General features: G+C 51.3%; 21 protein-coding genes and 2 pseudogenes. 19 read left to right on the top strand and 4 right to left on the bottom strand.

Features of this window, described 5'->3' with window-relative positions; translation table 11 throughout:
• Positions 1–74: 74 nt before the first annotated feature.
• The 10 genes from C772_RS15310 (at position 75) to C772_RS15265 (ending at position 9,612) form a co-directional block, all read left to right on the top strand.
• Positions 75–1,307 (top strand): MFS transporter, encoded by a 1,233-nt coding sequence (locus tag C772_RS15310; protein ID WP_008301431.1) that lies wholly within the window; start codon positions 75–77, stop codon positions 1,305–1,307.
• A 23-nt stretch (positions 1,308–1,330) separates the two neighbouring features.
• The gene (locus C772_RS15305) at positions 1,331–2,746 is read left to right on the top strand and encodes a M20 family metallopeptidase (protein WP_008301429.1); all 1,416 of its coding nucleotides are present in this window, start codon (positions 1,331–1,333) and stop codon (positions 2,744–2,746) included.
• 72 nt (positions 2,747–2,818) lie between these two features.
• Complete coding sequence (locus C772_RS15300) at positions 2,819–3,826, top strand: glutaminase (protein WP_008301428.1); 1,008 nt, start codon at positions 2,819–2,821, stop codon at positions 3,824–3,826.
• A gap of 262 nt (positions 3,827–4,088) precedes the next feature.
• Positions 4,089–4,616 (top strand): hypothetical protein, encoded by a 528-nt coding sequence (locus C772_RS15295; protein WP_008301427.1) that lies wholly within the window; start codon positions 4,089–4,091, stop codon positions 4,614–4,616.
• A 35-nt stretch (positions 4,617–4,651) separates the two neighbouring features.
• On the top strand, positions 4,652–5,224 hold the full coding sequence (locus tag C772_RS15290; protein ID WP_160162853.1) for a hypothetical protein: 573 nt from the start codon (positions 4,652–4,654) through the stop codon (positions 5,222–5,224).
• Positions 5,225–5,832: 608 nt separating this feature from the next.
• Complete coding sequence (locus C772_RS15285) at positions 5,833–7,068, top strand: dicarboxylate/amino acid:cation symporter (RefSeq protein WP_008301425.1); 1,236 nt, start codon at positions 5,833–5,835, stop codon at positions 7,066–7,068.
• Positions 7,069–7,340: 272 nt separating this feature from the next.
• A complete protein-coding gene (locus C772_RS15280; protein ID WP_008301424.1) occupies positions 7,341–7,892 on the top strand; it encodes a GNAT family N-acetyltransferase in 552 nt (183 codons plus the stop codon).
• A gap of 112 nt (positions 7,893–8,004) precedes the next feature.
• Complete coding sequence (locus tag C772_RS15275) at positions 8,005–8,454, top strand: MarR family winged helix-turn-helix transcriptional regulator (RefSeq protein WP_008301423.1); 450 nt, start codon at positions 8,005–8,007, stop codon at positions 8,452–8,454.
• A 16-nt stretch (positions 8,455–8,470) separates the two neighbouring features.
• Entirely contained in the window at positions 8,471–8,989 is a 519-nt protein-coding gene (locus tag C772_RS15270; protein WP_008301422.1) for a GNAT family N-acetyltransferase, read from the top strand.
• An 11-nt stretch (positions 8,990–9,000) separates the two neighbouring features.
• The gene (locus tag C772_RS15265; protein ID WP_008301421.1) at positions 9,001–9,612 is read left to right on the top strand and encodes an FMN-binding negative transcriptional regulator; all 612 of its coding nucleotides are present in this window, start codon (positions 9,001–9,003) and stop codon (positions 9,610–9,612) included.
• Between the two features lie 16 nt (positions 9,613–9,628).
• Here the strand turns inward: C772_RS15265 and C772_RS15260 are convergent, their stop codons facing one another.
• The 3 genes from C772_RS15260 to C772_RS15250 all read right to left on the bottom strand — a co-directional run bounded on the left by C772_RS15260 (position 9,629) and on the right by C772_RS15250 (position 11,414).
• Positions 9,629–10,201: a DUF488 domain-containing protein gene (locus C772_RS15260; RefSeq protein WP_008301420.1), complete on the bottom strand. Its 573-nt coding sequence runs from the start codon at positions 10,199–10,201 to the stop codon at positions 9,629–9,631.
• Positions 10,202–10,328: 127 nt separating this feature from the next.
• Positions 10,329–10,952 carry a YdhK family protein gene (locus tag C772_RS15255; RefSeq protein WP_008301418.1) on the bottom strand — a complete coding sequence of 208 codons (624 nt, stop codon included), beginning with the start codon at positions 10,950–10,952 and terminating at the stop codon, positions 10,329–10,331.
• A gap of 135 nt (positions 10,953–11,087) precedes the next feature.
• Positions 11,088–11,414, bottom strand: coding sequence for a four-helix bundle copper-binding protein (locus C772_RS15250; protein ID WP_035002645.1), 327 nt, complete (start codon positions 11,412–11,414; stop codon positions 11,088–11,090).
• A gap of 152 nt (positions 11,415–11,566) precedes the next feature.
• Between C772_RS15250 and C772_RS15245 the strand changes: the two genes are divergently transcribed.
• Both C772_RS15245 and C772_RS15240 read left to right on the top strand, forming a co-directional pair.
• Positions 11,567–11,806, top strand: a complete 240-nt coding sequence (locus C772_RS15245) for an indolepyruvate ferredoxin oxidoreductase subunit alpha (protein ID WP_008301416.1) — start codon at positions 11,567–11,569, stop codon at positions 11,804–11,806.
• 107 nt (positions 11,807–11,913) lie between these two features.
• Positions 11,914–12,699, top strand: a complete 786-nt coding sequence (locus C772_RS15240) for an SDR family oxidoreductase (RefSeq protein WP_035002643.1) — start codon at positions 11,914–11,916, stop codon at positions 12,697–12,699.
• 144 nt (positions 12,700–12,843) lie between these two features.
• On the opposite strand, the pseudogene C772_RS15235 reads toward C772_RS15240, so the two are convergent.
• Positions 12,844–14,154: pseudogene (locus C772_RS15235) on the bottom strand (IS1182 family transposase).
• A gap of 631 nt (positions 14,155–14,785) precedes the next feature.
• On the opposite strand from C772_RS15235, the gene C772_RS15230 reads away from it, so the two are divergent.
• The 7 genes and pseudogenes from C772_RS15230 to C772_RS15200 all read left to right on the top strand — a co-directional run.
• A complete protein-coding gene (locus tag C772_RS15230; protein WP_008301412.1) occupies positions 14,786–15,199 on the top strand; it encodes a hypothetical protein in 414 nt (137 codons plus the stop codon).
• Positions 15,196–16,665: a sodium:solute symporter family transporter gene (locus C772_RS15225; protein WP_008301411.1), complete on the top strand. Its 1,470-nt coding sequence runs from the start codon at positions 15,196–15,198 to the stop codon at positions 16,663–16,665. Before C772_RS15230 ends, C772_RS15225 begins: the two co-directional genes overlap by 4 nt.
• A 26-nt stretch (positions 16,666–16,691) precedes the next feature.
• Positions 16,692–18,263, top strand: coding sequence for a class I adenylate-forming enzyme family protein (locus C772_RS15220; protein ID WP_008301409.1), 1,572 nt, complete (start codon positions 16,692–16,694; stop codon positions 18,261–18,263).
• Between the two features lie 14 nt (positions 18,264–18,277).
• Positions 18,278–18,727 carry a MaoC/PaaZ C-terminal domain-containing protein gene (locus C772_RS15215; RefSeq protein WP_008301408.1) on the top strand — a complete coding sequence of 150 codons (450 nt, stop codon included), beginning with the start codon at positions 18,278–18,280 and terminating at the stop codon, positions 18,725–18,727.
• A gap of 161 nt (positions 18,728–18,888) precedes the next feature.
• Complete coding sequence (locus tag C772_RS15210; RefSeq protein WP_008301407.1) at positions 18,889–19,224, top strand: hypothetical protein; 336 nt, start codon at positions 18,889–18,891, stop codon at positions 19,222–19,224.
• A 347-nt stretch (positions 19,225–19,571) separates the two neighbouring features.
• The gene (locus tag C772_RS15205; protein WP_008301406.1) at positions 19,572–20,666 is read left to right on the top strand and encodes a branched-chain amino acid aminotransferase; all 1,095 of its coding nucleotides are present in this window, start codon (positions 19,572–19,574) and stop codon (positions 20,664–20,666) included.
• Positions 20,667–21,034: 368 nt separating this feature from the next.
• Positions 21,035–21,559: pseudogene (locus C772_RS15200) on the top strand (transposase); the annotation flags it as partial.
• Between the last annotated feature and the right edge of the window lie 65 nt (positions 21,560–21,624).

The following is a 21,624-nucleotide window of genomic DNA, read 5'->3' as shown; positions in this document are numbered from 1 at the left end:
TTTAATAAATTGGAAGCGTTTCATCTCTAAACACAACATCAAGACCAACATCTCAGAGAATAGGAGTTGAAAGCATGCTTCCCAAGCGTGAACGAAATCTCATTTTGATTTTGCTGTTCCTCGGCTGGTGCCTGGGTAACCTGGACCGCTATATCATGAACTACGCCGTCCTCCAAATTACGGAGGATTTAAACCTTAGTGCTTCAGCTACAGGGATCATCCTCAGCAGCTTTTTCCTCGGCTATGCCATCATGCAGATGCCGGGCGGCTGGCTCGCTGACCGGTTCGGAGCAAGGAAAATCCTGCTGGCCTCCGTCATCTTATGGTCCATCTTCACAGGATTGTCCGGTGCCGCATGGTCGCTTGCATCCATGGTCGTTATCCGCTTCCTGTTCGGAATCGGGGAGGGCGGCTTCCAGCCGTCGAGTTCCAAAATCATTTCTAACACATTCCCTGTGGCTGAGCGGGGAAGGGCGATGTCCGTCATGCTTTCTTCAAGCGGAATCGTCGCTCTGATCATCCCGGTATTGTCCGCATTTCTTCTGACTGCAATCGGATGGCGGACGACCTTTGTTGTTTTTGGAGCATTGGGAGCCCTCATTGCCTTCCTTTATTGGAAATACGTCAGGCTGCCTGAGGATAGGCCTGAAGAAAAGCTGGCACGTGCCACCAATCCTGCAGAAAAGGGTCTAGTCGGTTCGCTGATGAAAACGCCGCTGATCTGGAATATGGTCATTGCGTATTTCTGCATTTATGCCGTGAACTGGGGACTGGCCACCTGGATTCCGACGTACCTGGTTCAGTCTCGAGGCCTTGACCTCATCTCGATCGGCTGGGTTCAGACGATTCCGGGAGTCACCTTGCTGCTTGGCATTTTCCTGAGCGGATATCTGGTTGATAAACTTCCGGAGGGCAAGGAAAAGATTGTCGGTGCCATTGCATGCGCGCTGACCGGCCTGATGCTCTATCTGATGTTCACCGCACCAAGTGTTGCGGCGTTCATCACTTACCAGACCATCGTCAATCTCTTCATCGCCTTTGTCATCACCCTGCTTCCGGTCATCATTCTCAAGCAGCTGCCGACATCGGTCACCGGCACGGCAATGGGAATTGCCAATACTGGCGGTCAGCTGGCCGGATTCGCCACACCGATGGCCATCGGGTTCATCGTCGATGCATTTGACGGGTCGTTCAATGCGGCATTCTGGATGCTGATCGCATTCGCGGCCATCTGCATCATCGCCATCCTCACCATGCGCAACAAAGGCGAACTGTTCGACCGCGCCAAAGCAGAAGCTTCCGCGTGAGCAAACTCTAGGAGGTCCTGAGAGTGGGATTCCATGAAACCATATCGAATTTCATTGAACAGAAAAAAGACAAGTATATCGAACTGAGCGACCGGATCTGGAGCTGTCCGGAACTTTATTTTGCCGAACATCGCTCATCAGAAATTCTGGCCGGAGCGCTGGAGGAAGAGGGGTTTGAGGTGCAGCGGAAAGTAGCCGGACTCGAGACCGGGTTTGTTGCGAGCTACGGCGGCGGGAAGCCGGTCATCGCTGTACTGGGCGAATTCGATGCACTGGCGGGCCTGAGCCAGGAAAAGGGCCTCACCAAACACCATCCCTTAGAAGTTGGAGGAAATGGCCATGGCTGCGGACATAACCTGCTCGGCACCGGTTCGCTGGCCGCTGCAGTTGCGGTGAAGGCGTACATGGAGGAGACCGGGCTCAAGGGCACCATCCGCTATTACGGATGCCCGGCAGAGGAAAATGGATCGGGAAAAGCCTATATGGTTCGCGCGGGCCTGTTTGAAGATGTCGATCTCGCCTTTTCCTGGCACCCGATGACCAAGCCGAGCGTCTGGCATGTCAGCACACTGGCTAACTATGCCGTGAGGTTCAGGTTCGAAGGGAAAAGCGCGCATGCGGCCGCAGCGCCTCATCTGGGACGGAGCGCACTTGATGCGGTTGAACTGATGAACATGGGCGTCAACTATCTGAGGGAACATATGGTGCCGGAAGCCCGCATCCATTATGCCATCACCGATGCCGGAGGTGCTTCTCCGAATGTGGTTCAGGCAAATGCGGAAGTCCTTTACTTCATCAGGGCCACAAAAAAACAGCAGGTAAAGGAACTGACCGAACGCGTGAACAATATTGCTAAAGGTGCTGCACTCATGACCGGAACATCGGTGGAAGGGGTGTTTGAAGGAGCGGCTTCGGACCTGGTACCGAACTCCGTCCTTGCGGAGACCATGTATCGGCACCTATCCGCAATTGGCGTTCCGTCGTATGACGAACAGGATTACCGGTTCGCAGAGGAAATTCAGGCTACGCTGTCCCGTGAAGACATCGAGGCGGACCTGACCGGCCCTGATCGGGAAACGGCAAAGAAACTGAAAGACAAAGCCATCGCGGATTTTATCGCACCGTTTGCGGGGGAAGCTGCAATGGCCGGGTCCACAGACGTGGGAGATGTCAGTTGGGTCGTGCCGACCACCCAATGCCTGACAGCCTGCTTTGCACTCGGCACGCCGCTGCACACCTGGCAGGTCGTCTCGCAGGGCGCCATGCCGATTGCCCACAAAGGGATGCTGCAGGCAGCCAAAGTCATCGCCTGCACGGCAATAGATGCAATGGAAAATCAAGAAGTCATCGAAAACGCAACTTTGGAATGGAAAGAACGGCTGAACGGAGAATCGTACATTTCCCTGATTCCCGATGATAAAACCTCGCCGAAAAGATAAAAACACAGGAAGATTGGTGAGAATCATCGAATTCTCATCATTTCTTTTGCCTGATGGAAAGGAGAAGCCGGCATGTCGATGGTGAAAGAAACACTGCCGAATCATCACGAAACCACTCATGATCTGCAACGATTTGCCGCCCAACTGGACAAGTGGGTGGAACATGACCGCATCTATACAGCAAAAGGCGAATGTGCTTCCTATATCCCTGCCCTACAAAAAGCCGATCCCGCACAGCTTGGCGTGGTTATGGTCGGAGCGGATGGAACTGTCCTCCAGGCCGGTGACAGTGAAGCATCGTTTACCCTGCAAAGCATATCGAAAGTCATCAGCTTCATGGCTGCCTGCATCGATTTCGGAACGTCGTATGTCCTGGACCATGTGGATGTCGAGCCGACAGGCGATGCGTTCAACTCGATTGTCCGTCTGGAACTCCATAAGCCAGGCAAGCCGTTCAACCCGATGATCAATGCGGGGGCGCTAACGGTGGCTTCGATGCTCGGAAAGCGGACGCCACAGGAAAAAGTCGAGTCGTTCATGTCGCTGATCAGCAGAATGACCGGCAGGCGCCCGACAATCAATGAGGAAGTGTTCCAGTCGGAATGGATGACCGCCCACCGTAATAGGGCCCTTGCGTATTACCTCCAGGAAAACGGCTACTTGGAGTGCGCTGTTGAAGAAGCACTAGAAGTATATCTGAAGCAGTGTTCGGTGGAGATCGGTCCCACGGACATCGCCATGATCGGCCTTGTTTTGGCACACGACGGCTACCATCCGATTCTCAAAGAGCAGATCCTTCCGCTACAAGTTGCCCGGATCACAAAAGCGCTGATGGTGACATGCGGGATGTACAATGCCTCCGGGAAGTTTGCAGCGTTTATCGGCCTGCCGGCAAAAAGCGGCGTATCGGGCGGCATCATGGCAGTGGTTCCTTCACACGCAGGCTCCTCGCAGTCCCCGTTCCCGAATGGATGCGGAATCGGGATCTACGGGCCGGCAATCGATGAGGTCGGGAACAGCGTGGCTGGCAGTCGGCTGCTGAAGCAGATAGCACAAGAGTGGGATTTGAGCATCTTTTAATCAGACGATACCAAGTGACTTTAGCTGTACAGAGAAAGGGAATAGTTTCCTTTCTCTTTTTTGTATGCATGCTCCAAATGTGGATCTCTTAGCTTCTAAAGGGCCTTTCAGCATCTTTCGTTATTCCTATATTTCCATTGCTTTCACTTTGCTATGATTAAATCAGCTGAATTGGCAAGGGAGACGGCACGGTGATGATGTATCAACTGTGAGCCGGTACTGTTATCCAAGTTAGCAGGATTTGAAATTGGAGAGTGGAATCATGAAAAAAGAGCGTTCATGGGTCGCACTGCTGCTTGTAATGGGCTTTCTCGTTGCTTGCAGCAATCCGGAAAGCAGCAGCGGCGTTGATCCGGCTGATGAGTTTGAGAAATATAAGACAGAAGGAATCGAACCGTTATATGACCGATCGTTGGAGCTTGCTGAGATGGGCGGACATTTTAATTCCATTATCTCCGAAACGGAAAATGCCCGAACCTATATGATCGATGAGATGATTCCATATGCAGAACAGACAAAAAAACTGGCGGAAAAATTACAGGATGAGCTTGTTCATGAAGAAATAAAAGATCTGAATAGCGTTACGATCGATCAATTGGACATGATAATTCGATCTTTCAATAAACAGGTGGAATTTTTAGAGCTGCATATTCCGCCCGTCAGTGATGAATCCTTCGCCAAATCCGAAGAAGTCTATGCTGAAGTCATGAACCTGCAGGAGCAGATCGACGAAAAAACAGAGGTATACAATATTAAACTCGAAGAACTAGAATTCAAGTATGGATCTTGATATGTTTAGTCCGGGGGTAAGGGCGGACCAAGAACATGGCAGAGAGTAGGCTGATGATGAACAAACAACCTTTATTTCTGAAATTCACCCTTTTGGGTGTGTTGGTCTGCCTGCTCGCTGCCTGCAACAGCGGCAACGAAGCGGAATCACAGAATATCAGTGTGGAAAAAGAATTTGAAGAATATAGGAAGAATGTTTACGAGCCCCTGGATGAGCGATCCTTCGAGTTCGCAGAAATGTTCAACCACTATGCTTCCATCATCGAACAACCCGAGGAAGCCCACAGCTATCTCGAGAAAGAAGTGATTCCCTTTATGGAGGAAACCAGGGAACTCGCTATTGATGCCCATGATACACTGGTAAATGAAGAAATCAGGGAACTGAACGAGACCACGATCGAGTATTTGGGTCTGACGCTCGCTTCCCTTCAGAAGAGCGCTGAGTTATCTGCAATCGAAGTTGATACGGTGGACGTTGATACGGTGACTGAAGAAACGTACCAAAAAGCTGTCAAGCTAAATGAGGAAAACATGGAGCTGCAGGAGAAAATAGAGCAAACCGGAGTGGAAATGGACCGGCAAATCAACGAACTTATGAATGAACAATGATTCGGGCGGCATGATCGGCACAGCGATTCAGAGAACGGTGAACTGGAGGATTCATCATGAAGAAAATGATCCGGCTGATGGGTCTGTTGCCGGTGTTCGCACTGGCGGCTTGCGGCGGTCCGATCGGGGCAAATTACGGATGAATATACAGCCAAGCATGAGAAATTGGACAGCAAATACGGATCATGACTATCAAGCTAAACCATGCTCTTGCAGCCTAAGCTGCAGGGGCATGGTTTGTTTTAGTCTGACAGGCGGTCAGGCAAAGCATTCTGCTCCCATCTCGTGACTGGACTGGAGTACCAGGTCCACAAATGCTTCGACAGCTGGAGAAGTCCACTTTTTCTTCTTGGTCAGCATATAAGAGTGGAGAGGAACAAATGTTTCGGTGTGAGCCGATTATGGCGTGTTTGCCCGTTTACTCTGCCATTACGATTTATTTGTGATAGCTAACATTACAAGCAGTCTGCTGTCGGCATCTCCTGCCGGTCGCTCTTTTTTAGTTAATTGGTTAAAGACGATTCTGTTTTGTGCACTCCAAAGTAGGGGATGATTGAAGAAAGCGCTCCATCAGAATTACATATCCATTGATGCGGGGAGGTCTGGAGATGGGAGCTATCTGGAGATTTTATCGGGACCAGTCATTCATGCTGAAGATGTCTGTCGGCTTTCTGCTAGGCATCGTCGTCGGACTGATTTTCGGCGAGTCAGCAGGCGTGCTGTCGCCGCTCGGGGATCTGCTGCTGCGGCTGCTGAATCTGATTGTGATTCCGCTCGTGATCTTTACGCTGATTGCAGCAGTCGATCAGCTAAATCCCGCGAAACTTGGAAGGATTGGCGGGAAAGTGTTTGTCTTTTATTTCATCACGACAGGAATTGCTATCGTATTTGGCATTTTGCTTGCACTTCTGATCAGGCCAGGGGTAGGACTTACCCTCCCGGATGCGCAGATCGATGTACCGGAACGCCCATCCGTTGTGGATACCCTGCTGGGAATCGTTCCGAATAACTTGTTTTCTGCGTTGGCGGATGCTGACATTCTGGCATTGATTTTTGTCGCGGTGGTTGTAGGGTTGTCGATTTCTTCGATGATCCATTCCGGCGAGGAACGGATCAGTAAAATGGGCCATTTCCTGGGTGATCTGACTACCAGCCTGAGCGAAGTGACATTCCGCGTATTAAACGGCATACTCCAATACGCACCCATCGGCATTTTCGCTATCGCGGCGTCGGCGATTGGATCGCAGGGTTTACAGACTTTGATTTCTCTCGGTAAATTGACAGTCGTGATCTATGGTGGCATCGTGCTCCAGTTCGTCCTTGTATATTTTGTGATCATGAAGATCTTTGGTGTGCAAATCCGGGAGTTCTTCAGAAATGTAAAAGATGCGGTTGGCACGGCTTTTATGACCTCATCCAGTCTGGGAACGCTCCCCGTTACCATGAAGGCGGCAAAGCGTGCAGGAATTAATGATGAGGTCGCATCATTTTCATTGCCGCTGGGAGCTACCGTCAATATGGACGGAGCGGCAATCCGGTTAGGGGCATCAGTTGTGTTTGCTGCGGACATCGTCGGGCTGGACTTGGGCTTCGCGGCCATACTCGGCATTATCGTGACCGGCACACTCGCTTCAGTCGGTACGGCAGGGGTTCCGGGTGCCGGTCTCATCGCTCTGTCAATCGTCCTTACTCAGGCGGGCCTGCCCATTGAAGTCGTGGCGCTCGTCGCCGGTATCGATGCAATCCTCGGAATGGGCGCGACAGCTACCAATGTGACAGGTGACCTTGTTGGCGCATCAGTTGTGGACAAAAGTGAGAAACGGCGTTTGGCAAAGCTTATATGATTACAGCGATTCGTCCAAGTGGCGAATCGCCTTTCTATGGAGTTTTAAGATTGTTGATTAGAGGAAGGGGGAGATTTGCATCTGATTGTGAAACCTTTCACAGGTGCGAGCCGTATAAAGGGTATAGAGTGGAAAGGTTTTTCTATGAACTTCAAAAATTCGCTTATGAAAAGTGCGGTGCCGCGGAGTTTGTGTATCGATTCAACAAGTTTGCCCGCGAAACTCAGCGTTCGCGTGCCAAAACAAAGTTCTAATTATAAGGGGGATGGCGAGTGGAGATATTCATCAGACAAAGTTTGCCGAGGGATTTCGAGTCAATCAGCGAAGTGGTGGAACAAGCATTCCGGCATGTAGAGATGAGCGATCACAGGGAACATATCCTGGTCGGCCGGCTCCGTGTATCCGACGCTTATGTTCCGGAACTATCAATCGTCGCGGAAAATGAGGCAGGACAGATTGTCGGTCACATCCTGTTGTCCAAGATCCGAATCGTTGAAGGAGAGAACGCCATCGATTCTTTGGCACTGGCGCCGGTATCCGTCCTGCCGAAATTTCAGAATCAGGGGATCGGGAGCCGCCTGATTCAAGCCGCATTGGACAAAGCTGAGGAAATTGGATTCCGTTCAGTCATCGTTCTCGGACATCCCGAGTACTACCCCAGATTTAGTTTCAGGAAAGCATCTGAGTGGGGAATCCATCCGCCGTTTGACGTCCCCGATGAAGTGTTTATGGCAGTAGAGTTGAAAGAAGGGACGTTAAATCGTGTACGCGGCGTCGTGGAGTATCCGGAGCCTTTCAATGAAACAGCAACCGAACCGATGTGAAAACCGCATCGGTTTTTGCTTGTCAAAAGGATTGTTGCATTTGCACTTATTTAAAAGTAACATGAACATCAGGCAGTGTTGCAAATGCACCTATGGAGTGAGGAGGCGTGGAATGGAGCTTCTCCGGGAAATCGGAATGATCGCCAGGTCACTTGATTCGATCAGTAATATCGAATTCAAGGAAGCCGACCTGTCAAAGGGACAGTATTTGTACATGGTGAGGATATGTGAGCATCCGGGGATCATTCAGGAAAAGCTTGCCGAGATGATCAAGGTCGACCGCACGACAGCTGCGCGGGCAATTATGAAACTGGAGGAGAAAGGATTTATCGAGAAAAGGGATGATGAAAGCAATCGGAGAATCAAAAAACTCTTTCCGACAGAAAAAGGCCTCGGGGTATATCCGTTTATCGTAAGGGAGCATGAGCATTCCAATTCGGTTGCACTCGAGGGATTTTCTGAAGATGAAGCGGATATTCTCCTGCGTCTGCTCCGGCGGGTAAGAAAAAACGTAGAACAAGACTGGGAATATGTGAAAAAGGGTAATAAGCGAATTTATTGAACAAGGAGGAACAGTAATGAGTGCAGGAATCAGGCAGTGCGGGCTGGAGGATCTGGAAGCTCTCCGGAACATCAGCATCGAAACGTTCAGGGAGACATTCGGTTCGCAAAACTCATCCGAAAACTTGAACGCCTATCTGGAGAAGGCGTTTAGCCCGGATCGGCTAAAAGAAGAAATGGCTCATCCGGAATCCCGGTTTTTCTTCATTGAGAAGGATGGGGAGATTGCCGGGTACCTGAAGGTCAATATAGGAAATGCCCAGTCTGAGGAAATGGGAGAGGGTTCGCTTGAAGTGGAGCGGATCTATATCAGCAACAAATTCCAGAAGCAGGGGCTCGGCAAAGTTCTTTTTAACCGGGCCGTGAGCCTTGCCAAAGAAGAAGGCAAATCAAAAGTCTGGCTGGGCGTCTGGGAGGAAAACGATCATGCCATTGCTTTCTATGAAAAATCAGGCTTTATCCGCACAGGCGCTCACTCGTTTTTACTGGGGGATGACGAACAGACCGACCTGATCATGGAAAAGGAACTGATTTAAGGGGGATTTCGATGTTTATACCGAAGCTGTTCAAAATCGCGGACTTTGAAGAAATCAGAGGATTCATTGAAGAGAACTCATTTGGGTCGGTTGTGACCGTACATAATGGAAGGCCGATTGCGACGCACCTGCCTTTCCAGTTCCGCCGGGTCGGGGAAGAGTGGGTAATTACGGGGCATTTTGCAAAGGCAAATCCACAATGGAGGACAATCGGGGAACAGGAAGCGCTCGTGATGATCCAGGGTCCGCATGCCTATGTCTCATCATCCTGGTATACCCATGAAAATGTATCCACCTGGAACTATCAGGCTGTCCATCTCTACGGCGAGGCGCAGATCATGGATGATGAGGAACTGGAGGAAGAATTGGCCCTGCTGATGAGGAAATACGAAAAGCACAGGGAAGATGCTGTTCTGTGGGAAAATCTGTCCGCCGATACGAAAAAGCAGATGAACGCAGTTGTCGGCTTTAAAATCAGGGTGAATGAGATTCAGGCCGCATATAAACTGAGCCAGAACCGGAACAGCGCGGATTATAGGAACATCATCGAAGGTCTGCGTAACGAAGGGAATCCTGAGGCAGAACGTATGGCAACATTGATGGAGACAAAGCGGAACGGTTAGACAAGCAGCCGATGCGTCAGTCCGCATCGGCTGCTTGTTCGCCCGTTTTCGGGTAGACGATTTCGCCGTCCTTTCGCTTTGTCGGTTCCGCGCCCCACCGACCCGGCTGATGCGGCTCGATGACCGTTTCTCCATCTTTGCCATCGAGGACATGAAACACCTCGCCACCGTGAAGGGTGACGTAGTTGCTGATAAGCATGCGGTGACAGCGGGCGGGATGGCGCTCCGAACAGCAGACCGCCGTCCGTCTCTCTGATGCCTCGTGCCGGAGCTTTTGCAGTCCTTCCTTGAATTCACTTTCCTGTGTATAGTCCGCGTAGTTGTGAAAAGAACGGTTGTTCCAGCCCGCATTCTCATCTTCGCTGACGGTTTTGGATTTCCGCCGCCGTCCGCCGAGCTCCCGGATATGCAAATAGCCCACGCCGTTGTCCGGAAGCCACTCCTTCATCCGGTCCGTATGGAACCAGGGGAATTTCCGGCTCCCGGGAAAAGCCCGTACATCTGCAAGCAGTTCTATGCCCGCATCCTGGAGCAGTTTAAGGAATGCCTGTTCATCATGCGTTGAATGCCCGATCGTATATAGTTCCATTTGTTCACCTTCCCTGCAGGGTTTGTCTGTCTGATTCCCTTTACAGGCTGCCCGCAATCTGTCGAAGAGCCCAGTCTGAATACGAATAGGATAAAAAAGCAAAGGGGTGTCCCTCTGCTTTTTTATCCTATTCCGCTTCGGACAGTTCATCCTCCGTGACCCATTTGTGATTTTTCACTTTTTCGCCGCTTTCAGCCGATACGAAATCGACCATATAAACTGTCGTCTCCTCGGCGGATTCGATGATCGCTTCCGCATCCTGCATGCCCGGCATGTGGACCGCATTTAAAGTGACGGCTATGCCTTCATCGAGGGGGGCTTTTCCAGGGTCCTGAATTTCTTCGTGGATCACCCATTTGTGGTCCTTGACCGGTTTGCCGCCATCCGCAGGAGTATACGTGACCGAGTATGCAGTTGTGTCATATGCGCCGGCAACGGTCGCCCTTACGCCATCCATCCCGGGCATATGGTCTGCATGCATCATGACTTCTGAACCGACGGGGAATTTCGGATCCGGCGCATCGGTGAGGCCCTCCGGAACTTCTCCGGAGCCGCCGTGCATTTTATGCATGTCGGACATGTCTTCTGAATCATGCATTTCATACGGATCATTGGATTCGTCGCGGTCGTATTGCTGTTCCTGGCTGGTCGGATCTTCGGGTTGTGCGTTTTCCTGTCCGTCATTTGCCCCGCACGCTGTTAAAAGCAGAATCAGTGCGCCTGCGGGAAACAGGGTTTTCCTGAAGGTCATGTTTCATTCCTCCCGTGCTGATGAATTCGTTATAACGTACCCGTTTATCGGAAATCTTATGTAAAACGAGGAACAGGCAGGGAACCGTGTTCCCTGCCTGCAGTCGCTCCTCAACACGTCAGTTCGTCCATTGGCTTATGCGACATTGCGGCATGCTTCCGCGCACTTCATGCATGCTTCCGCACATTTCTTGCAATGTTCGTGGTCATGTCTCCTGCACTCTTCACCGCATGCTTCGCAGACTTCAGCGCATACTTGGGCGAGTTGGCTGATGAATGGTGAATTCCGGCTGATCGCCGCTTCCAGGAACCCGCAGATGTCTGCACATTCACGGTCCAGACGGATGCATTCAGCCATCATCTTCACATTCTCTTCCTTCAGGCATGCATCAAAGCAGTGGTTGCAGGCTTCCATGCACTCATGAAGTGCCGTTAAAAGCTCCTGATGCTGTTCGTGAGCCAGTTGGAATCCCTCCTGTTTTGACCGGATTCTTTGTACACCCATGTTCTTCCCGTTTCATCCATGACGAAACAGGAGAAATTTTGACAAGTTCATGTTTTTTGGAGCGAAACAGCGGGAAATATGGTAACTTGAATAGGTAAGGAGTGATGAAGATGACACACGTGATTACGGCACCGTGCATCGGCGAAAAAGCCGGTGAATGTGTGGACGTATGTCCGGTAGATTGCATCATCGAAGGAGAAGACCAATTCTTTATCGATCCGGATCTCTGCATCGACTGCGGAGCATGCACAGCAGTCTGCCCGGTCGACGCAATCTTTTACGAAGACGACCTGCTTCCGGAAGACCAGCCGTTTGTCGAAAAGGCAAAACAGTTCTTTATGGAAGCTTAAACCGGAGCCGAAAAGGCTCCGGTTTTCTTATATCCGTTTTTATCTTTCCTTATGGGGAATGATAGCAGGTAGCACTGCTATTATTTTCGGCAAGAGAGGATGAGATGATGACAAACCGTTTCGACGGAAAAGTGGTTTTGATGACGGGTGCGGGTTCAGGTCTTGGAAGGTCGGCGGCGCTGCAGGCTGCAAAAGAAGGAGCCAAGCTGTCATTGGTCGACTTGAATGAACAGGGGCTTGAAGAGACCAAACAGGCGATTATGGAGGTCGCTCCGGAAGCGGAAGTGCTTTTGCTGACTGCGAACGTGGCAGAAGAGGAACAGGTCAAAAAGTATGTGGATGATACAGTCGCTCATTTCGGCCGGATTGACGGGTTCTTCAACAACGCAGGCGTCGAGGGCAAACAGAACCTCACAGAGGACTTCGGCAGTGATGAATTCCAGAAAGTCATCAGTATCAACCTAAATGGCGTCTTCTACGGCATGAAGTATGTGCTGGCAGTCATGAAAAAACAGGGTTCCGGCTCAATTGTGAACACGGCCTCTGTCGGCGGCATCCGGGGGGTCGGCAATCAGTCAGGCTATGCAGCCAGCAAGCACGGCGTTGTCGGGCTGACCCGGAATTCCGCCATCGAATATGGCCAGTACGGCGTCAGTATCAAAGCCATTGCTCCAGGAGCGATCATGACCCCGATGGTGGAAGGCTCCCTCCGCCAGATGGGCGGCGAGAACTGGGAGGAAGTCGGCAAGGAATTTGTCCAGCCGAATCCGATGAAACGCTTCGGCAAACCGGAAGAAGTCGGCTATCTCGTGGCCTTCCTTCTTTCCGACCAAGCAAATTTCATCAATGCGGCGGTCATCCCGATCGACGGCGGACAGTCGTATAAGTATTAAATAGGAAGAACAGGGGATCCCGGTTTTCGGGATCTCAGACTGTAGACAAAACGGATCCAGAAGAAATCTTTCTGGTTCCGTTTTGTCATTTCTAGTGGATAGTGCACGTGTTTTGCCCCTAATTACCCTTGGAGTGACCGGCCGTCAGGCCGGTTCTGGTGACTCCCAGGTCCAGCAGGCCAATTTCTTCAGATTCAGGGCAGCAAAAGTAAGCATCGCCTGCATGGACATTTTTGCCTTCCCGCAAAGGGTTGTCCATCGCATGCCACACTTCTCCTTGGCATCTCCAAAACTGCGTTCGACGGTCTCTTTCCGCCTTGCATAGATTTCTTTGTTTTCCGGGGTGAGCCGAATGGCCTCTGCCTGATCAAGGTAGTCCTGCCAGATATGCCGGGTAATGACTTTTACATGGTTTCGGCTTTGGGTGAATTGAGCCAATAGCGGACAGCCTGCACATTTGGCCCCGTTCGACTTGTATTTCCGATAGTCCTGCTTATTGGTGGTCGAATACCGAAGTTCCTGTCCGTTTGGACAGAGATAGACATTCCTTTTGGAGTCATAGTGGAACTCGCTTTTTCTTAAATATCCTTTTTTACCGCGCGGCCTGGTGTAAGGCAGGCAAGGACGGATTCCGTCATCGATCATGACCTTGCGATATGAGGTGTCTTATACCCAGCATCTGCAGCAACGGCTAGCGGCTTTCCGACTTTCTCTTTGACGACATTCAGCAACGGTTCGAAGATATGGCTGTCATGGACATTTCCGGGTGTCACGATGGAGGCGAGGAAGAATCCGTTCCGATCAGTGGCTGCGTGACAAGGCGAATTTCTTTTCCCGCTCGTCTTTGACGTAATAGCCGCTTTCGGGATCAGTCATGCTTTCCTTGATCTCCTTCTCCTCTTCACGGTCCCACTTGTCCGGAGGGAAAGGCTTCTTTCCGTTGTCTTCACGGTCGGCGTTGATCTCTTCTTCGAGTAGGGACTGGTAGGCGCGTGTTTCCTTACGGACCACTTTTTTCGTGAACTTCAGCTTGTTTGCGCTGGCCTTAACGTGAGAGGAATCGATAAACACGTGCTCCGCACGGAGCAGCCCATGGTCCGCCACCTGTTTCAGGATCCGGTAGAAAATCTGTTCGAATAGGTCTGTGTCCTTGAATCGCCGTTCGTAGTTCTTACCGAAAGTCGAAAAATGTGGCACCTTATCATAGAAGCCGAAGCCCAGGAACCAGCGGTAAGCCAGGTTCGTATTGACCTCTTCAATCGTGCGGCGCATCGAACGGATGCCAAAGGTGTATTGAAGAAATGGAAGCTTGATAAGGACAACCGGATCGATACTAGGACGGCCACGGTCCGAATACAGATCCTCTACGAGATCGTAAATGAATGAAAAGTCGATGGCTTTCTCGAGTTTCCTGACCAGGTGGTCCTCCGGGACCATCTCATCAAGCGAGACCATTTCCAGTTGATCACGATTGGTTCAATTCGATTTTGACAGCATATCCATCACCCATTTTGTAGTCTGTTAACTCGATTATAGTAACAGGAACCGTTTGCCTCAATAAGCCTTATGGCGGATTGAAGCGGAGGGCCCGAGACACCTGCGGGAAAAGCGTTAGCCGAAGACCCCGCAGAGCGCAGCTCGAGGAGGCTAAGGCAACGCCCGCGGTAAGCGAGGGCCCGCAGCGGAAATCCGGAGGATTTTCAGGAATAGAAAAAACTGCAGACAAAGGAGTCATCCACTCACTTTGTCTACAGTCTGGGATCCCGGTTTTCGGGATCTTCTTTTTGTGTTTGCAGCAGGACTCTACAAACAATTAATAATAAAATTATGAACAGTTACAGTGATATTCCAGAATAGCGATTTCAGCATATATTTGACTAGTTCACTGTAATTAATGGTTAATTAACTTTATACCCAGCAAATACATTAAAGGAAACGAGAGAGATACAGCAGGATATTATTAATGGAACGAGATTGACAACCTCTGAATAGTTCAATATATTTTATTTATTCAGATTGTTGTAAGCGTTTACCGAAGGGTTCACCGGCGAAGCCGCCGAACTATAAATCAGGGGAGGTTGTCTGCTTGTACGTTTCTGACCGAATCGTCTATCTGTTTTCCGGACTTATCGTATTGTCCTTGGTCGGAATGTTCCTGGAATCCTGGCGACTCATTCTTTATCCGTATCTCTTGGTCATTGGAGTGGCCATCACACTGGGAATGTGGAATGCAGTTAAGAAAAAGCCGGGGATGCTATGGATCCCGATCGTGATTGCGGGCGGTTATCTCACGTTGTTTGTCATTCTTGATGTGATTACAAGAAATGATCCTGCCGGGGGAGGCACCTACATTCTGGGAATGACACCGAGCCTGGCCATTTATCTGCTCGGCATCCTGCCGCTGGCCGTCATTGCCTCTCTGATCTATGCGCTGATCTTTGATCCCGGCGAGACAGGTGAGATGGAAAAAGAACTTAGGACGGGGGAGGCTGCTAAATGAACGTCACGATTGTCAGCATTGTTGCGATCTATTTATTGATCTGTATCCTGATCGGCGTATGGGCTACAAGAAGAACAAAGTCTGCCAGTGACTTCCTCGTGGCAGGCAGAAGTCTCGGCATGTTCGTCATGGCCATCGCTGCGTTTACTTCCATTCAAAGCGGCTTTGGACTTCTGGGAGGGGCCGGACAAACCTTCACCGGTGGTATGGGCTTTGCCGCTGGCGTCCTGATTGCAGCGCCGCTTGGTTTTGCCCTGACCTGGTTTTTGGTCGGTAAGCGGATCTGGGCGATGGGTGAGATGGGGGATGTCTTTACCCTCGGAGACGTGGTGGAAAAGCGGTACAACAGCCGTTCTGTGCGCGGTTGGCTCGGGTTTGCCATCACGCTCGGCGTCATCGGGTACCTGGGCACACAAGTGCAGGCGATGGGCGTCATCATGCACTCGATTTTCGGCGTGTCACCGGCTGCGGGAGCGCTGATCGGGCTTGGGATTCTCGCCTTCTACTCGGTCGGAGGAGGAATCATCGCTTCGGTTTATACGGACCTGTTCCAGGGTGTCATCATGATTGCCGTTTCGATTGTGATTTTCTTCTTTGCATTGAATCTCGGCGGCGGCATGCAGAACATCACGGAAACGCTGCAATCGTCCGACCCGCTGCTCGCATCACCGTTCGGTAACTTTCCGCTGATCACAATCGCATGCTGGTTCCTCCTGTTCAGCCTCGGGGCCGCGGGACAGCCTCACTTCATCAACAAATTCCTGATGATCAAAAGTGCCAAGGAACTCCGCTGGGGCGCCTTCACTGCCGGTCTGGCGTATGCGATCACTGTGCTTCTCGTTGTGAGCATCGGACTGACTGCCCGCTCGCTTCAGATTCAGGGCAGGTTCCCGGAGGTTGCATCAGCGGATGACTCTCTGGTCGTTTTTGTCACTGAATTCGCCCCGTCCGTCATCGGCGGTCTGGTGTTGGCGGGCTTATTGGCTGCGATTATGTCAACGGGTTCCGGTTTCGTCACCTTGGGTGCAGCAAGCCTCGTCCGGGATATCCCGCGGGCTTTCGGCAAAGAAGTCAAGAACGAGCTGCTCTGGAACCGCATCGTTGTCCTCGGTCTGCTCGTAATTTCAACTCTCTTCTCATTCTATATGGACACGCTTGTGGCGCTTCTCGGCGTATTCGGCTGGGGCACTTTTGCGGCTGCCGTTTTCCCTGCGGTTGTACTCGGGCTGGTATGGAAGCGGGCCACCAAACAAGGGGCCATCACCAGTATCATCCTGGGAGTTTTCCTGAACTTCACGTTTGAAATCCTCAATAAGTATGGAATCACGCTGCTCCCCGAAGGAGTAGTCGTGGGAGCCATCTCGCTGGTCATCTCGATTCTGGGCTTTGTGGTCGTTTCCCTGATCACACAGCCACAGGAAACGGCGGAAATGGAACAGCCTCCGCTCAAGGCGATGGAAGGCTGACGTTTAACTGACAGGAGGGGTCACACATGGATGTCGGATACATGCTGGACCGGGTGGAGCCCCGTCTGCAGACACTCAGGTCTGATAAGGAAGCACTGGCAATGGAAACGGGGGAAACCTGGACATACGGGACACTTAATGAGAAGGCCAACCGGTATGCCAATGCGCTGCTGGACAAGGGCGTCCAAAAGGGGGACCGCGTCGGCATTCTGATGTTCAATTCGCTTGAGTATTTCGCCGTGTACTTTGCGGTTGCCAAAATCGGCGGTATAGCGGTCAGGATCAATTTCCGGCTGGAGACGGAGGAACTGGCGTACATCCTGAATGACTCGGGATCGACAGTCCTTTGTTTTGACTCGGCATTGGCGGAACGGCTGGAGCCGATAAAGGACCGCACATCTGTGAAGTCCTTTATCAGCTATGACAGGGATAGCGGCATAACACCAGGATGGGCAGAAGGCTGGGATGTCCTTGAAAAAGGGGATCAGACGCTGTCTCGACGTCCGGTGATCGAGGAAACCGATCCGGTCATGCTGATGTACACGTCCGGAACCACCGGCCGGCCAAAGGGCGCGCTCTGGACGCACCGGAACACCATCTGGTTCGCCGCGATGCAGTCTCTGAAATGGAACTTTGACGGCAACACCATCGGCATGACAACCGGGCCGCTTTATCACGTGGGGGCCATGGAAGATGTGGCGCTGGCCGTTCTTCTGTCCGGCGGAACAGTCGTGATATCCAAAAGCGGGAACTTTGAGATCAGACGGACACTCGATGTAATTGAAAAAAAGCGGGTATCGGATGTTTTCCTGTTCCCGTTCATGATCTATGAAATGCTGAAATTGAGCGATATTGGATCCTGCCAATTGGATTCCCTAGAAACGATCTACTCCGGAGGCGACCCGATCATTTCCTGGGCAATTGACCGCCTTTACGACCTGTTCCCGAAAATTGGGCTTGTGCAGGTGTATGGCCTGACAGAGGGAACGCCGATTGCCGTCTCGCTCGACCCGTCGGATGCAAAAACCAAGGGGTATACCGCCGGCAAGCCGATGCCGTTCACCGAAGTGAAAGTGATCGATGACCGTGGCGAACCGCTCCCGGCAGGGGAGATCGGTGAAATCTGCACAAAGGGTCCGGCAGTCGTCTCGGAATACTGGAACAAGCCGGAGGCCACCGCCAAGACATTCGTGGATGGCTGGTGCCATACAGGAGACTTGGGAGTCCTGGATGCGGAAGGGTTCCTGACGATATCCGGACGAAAAAAAGACATGATCCGGAGCGGCGGGGAAAACATTTATCCGGTGGAAGTGGAGGACGTGCTGATCCGGCACGATGCCGTCCAGGATGTCGCTGTCATCGGCATCCCGGATCCGAAATACATCGAGACGGTCTGTGCGGTCATCGTGACCAAACCTGGAAGATCCGTCACGGAAAAGGAATTGCTTGAGTTCATCGAAGGCAAACTGGCGCGATACAAAAAGCCGCGTTCATTTGTCTTCCTGGATGAGCTGCCGAGGACCGCATCAGGCAAGGTGCAGAAGTTCCGGCTTCGAGAAGAATATAAACATTTGCGCGAACCGCAAGTGAATTCCTGAAGGGGGAGAATGAGATGTTTAATAAATATTACGGAGAAGTGGAAATTGGGGAAGAATGGGTGTCCGGCGGCCGTACGATCACCGAAGCGGACATCGTGAATTTCGCAGGGGTGAGCGGAGATTTCTATCCGCTCCATCTGGATCGTGAGTATGCGAAGAATACACCGTTCGGCGAGCCGATTGCCCATGGCATGCGCGTTTTGTCGGTCGCGACGGGACTGATGAATTTCACGCCGGGAATCATCGCCGCCTTCTACGGGATGGATAAGATCCGCTTTGTCCGGCCGACCCTGATCGGAGACACGATAAAGGTCAAAATGAAGGCCATTGAAAAACAGGAACGCAAAAACGGGACAGGGGTCATCGCCTATGATACGAAAATCGTCAACCAGCACGGGGACGCAGTTATTGCGGGAACACTCAGGCTGCTGATTAATCGGGCTCCTGTCGCTGCAGAAGTATGAACAGATGGGGGGCCATCTTAAAAAGGCCCCTCATTTTTTGTATATGGATCGTTTACCTGATGAAAAGAACTTTCCAATCTAACACGTTGGCTAATTTCCGGTTTTTATCGGTTTTTTGTTTGATTTAATGGGAATATTGTATGAAACGGGAGGGGATGTGGTTGAAAACCTTGAAAACCATCGATGAATTTGTAGAGGCGGCGATGGGATTCGATGCGGAGGCGCATCCGGGAAACCTGTTCGTGAGCCAGTCGCATGAAAACGGGTTCGAGGCGGAAGAAGTGCTGATGGGTGATGAGGACTCAGTCAGGAAACAGGTTATGCAGGTGTTCGAAGTATTGCTCGAAACCGAGCGCGGATCATACTACTTCCATTACCCGTTTAGCGATCCGGCAGAGATCGAAGAGATTGTGGCCAAGCTTGAGCCGGTCTACGAACGCTTCCCGAAACTTGTGTTGCCGAGTGAAGAGATGGCAGAAAAGGTTGCAGTTGCATGATGCGGAACTGACCGGTGCCGGATGGTGCCGGTTTTTTGAATGCTTCTGCATATGGGCATCTCCCTGCCGCCTCGAAAGAGTGTAAACAGGGGATTTTTAATGGAACCGACATCTTGCAAATATTTGCGCTATCTTTGATGCTGATGTGCAAAAAAGCACGTACGCCCGCCGTCTTAGCAAAAAGCCGCCATTTTTTGAGCTGAGCAGTCTCCTGCTTTAGCGTTAAATAAATATTTTGTGTGAAAGTATTTAAATCTGTCTGAAAATATGTATAATAAGGTCATTATTTCTTTTTCATGAGTATACGATATATCGCGTACCTTGAATATCAAGGAGGAAGATGTTTGATGGGGAACATGCAGATCAGCATCAATGAGAGCCAGGAGCGTAAAACGAAGCCATCTACTGACGGCATCGCTTTCGGGCGCAACTTCACAGACCATATGTTCATCGCGGATTATACGGAAGGAATTGGCTGGCACGACCATCGCATTGTGCCATACGAGCCGATTACGCTCGATCCGTCCGCGGTCATCTTCCATTATGGACAGACTGTGTTCGAAGGCCTGAAGGCATATCGGGCAAAAGACGGCGCAATCCGCCTATTCCGTCCGGAAGAAAACTTCCGCAGGATGAATGAGTCGTGCGACCGTCTCTGCATGCCTCAGATCGATGAAGAGGATGCGCTCAAAGCGCTGAAGACACTCATCAAGGTCGAACGGGACTGGGTGCCGGAAGCTGAAGGCACGTCGCTATATATCCGTCCTTACATGATTGCAACCGAGCCTCACCTAGGTGTCGCGCCTTCGCTCACGTATAAATTCATCATCATCCTGTCCCCGGTCGGGTCGTACTACAAGGAAGGGATCGCTCCCGTCAAGATCCTTGTCGAAAACGAATATGTCCGGGCGGTAGCCGGCGGCACAGGCGCCGCGAAGACCGCAGGCAACTACGCTGCATCTCTGAAAGCCCAGGCCGTTGCAGAGAAGATGGGTTACTCCCAGGTCCTCTGGCTCGATGGGGTTGAGAAGAAATATGTCGAGGAAGTCGGCAGCATGAACGTCTTCTTCAAGATCGACGGCGAGGTTATTACACCTGCACTCAACGGCAGCATACTCGGCGGCATCACGCGCAAATCAATTATCGAAATGCTGCAAGCTTGGGGCACACCGGTAACCGAGCGCCGCATTTCAATGGAAGAGATCAAAACCGCACAGCAGGAAGGCCGTCTTGACGAGGCATTCGGCACCGGAACGGCAGCTGTCATCTCTCCAATCGGTGAATTCAGCTGGAAAGGTGAGGCTTTCACCATCAACGGCGGTCAGGCCGGCGAACTGTCCACCAAGCTCTATGAAGAACTGACCGGCCTGCAGAGCGGTGTGAAAGAAGATCCATTTGGCTGGGTGACAGAAATCCGCGAAGAAGCGGCTGTCCGCAACTAAACATTAAAAAAGCTCCCCTCTGCGGGAGCTTCAGACTGTAGACAAAGTGAGTGGAATACTCCTTTGTCTACAGTTTTTTCTATTCCTGAAAATCCTTCGGATTTCCGCTGCGGGCCCTCGCTTACCGCGGGCGTTGCCTTAGCCTCCTCGAGCTGCGCTCTGCGGGGTCTTCGGCTAACGCTTTTCCCGCAGGTGTCTCGGGCCCTCCGCTTCAATCCGCCATAAGGCTTATTGAGGCAAACGGTACCTGTTACTATAATCGAGTTAACAGACTACAAAACGGATGATGGATATGCTGTCAAAATCGAATGGAACCAATCGTGATCAACTTGAAATGGTCTTGCTTGATGAGATGGTCCCGGAGGACCAAAACGCCTCATATCGCAAAGGTCATGATTGATGATGGAATCCGCCCTTGCCTGCCTTACACCAGGCCGCGCGGGAAAAAAGGTTATCTGAGAAAAAGCGAGTTCCACTACGATTCCGAAAGGAATACTTATATCTGTCCAAACGGACAGGAACTCCGGTATTCGACCACCAATAAGCAAGGCTATCGGGAGTACAAGTCGAACGGGGCTAAATGTGCAGGTTGTCCGCTGCTAGCTCAGTGCACTCAAAGCCAGAACCATGAAAAAGTTATCGCCCGGCATGTCTGGCAGGTCTACCTTGATCGAGCAGAATCCATTCGGCTCACCCCGGAAAATAAAGAAATCTATGCAAGGCGAAAGGAGACCGTCGAACGCGGTTTCGGAGATGCCAAGGAGAAGTGTGGCATGCGATGGACGAGCCTTCGCGGAAGGGCAAAAATGTCCATGCAGGCGATGCTTACTTTTGCTGCCTTGAATCTGAAGAGATTGGCCTGCTGGACCTGGGAGTCACTGGAACCGGCCTGACGGCCGGTCAATCCAAGGGAAATTCAGGGGCAAAACACACGGAAAATCCACATGAATGACAAAAC

It is taken from the genome of Bhargavaea cecembensis DSE10 (genome assembly GCF_000348905.1).
Lineage (GTDB): Bacteria > Bacillota > Bacilli > Bacillales_A > Planococcaceae > Bhargavaea > Bhargavaea cecembensis.
This window is presented reverse-complemented; position numbering and strand designations above follow the sequence as displayed.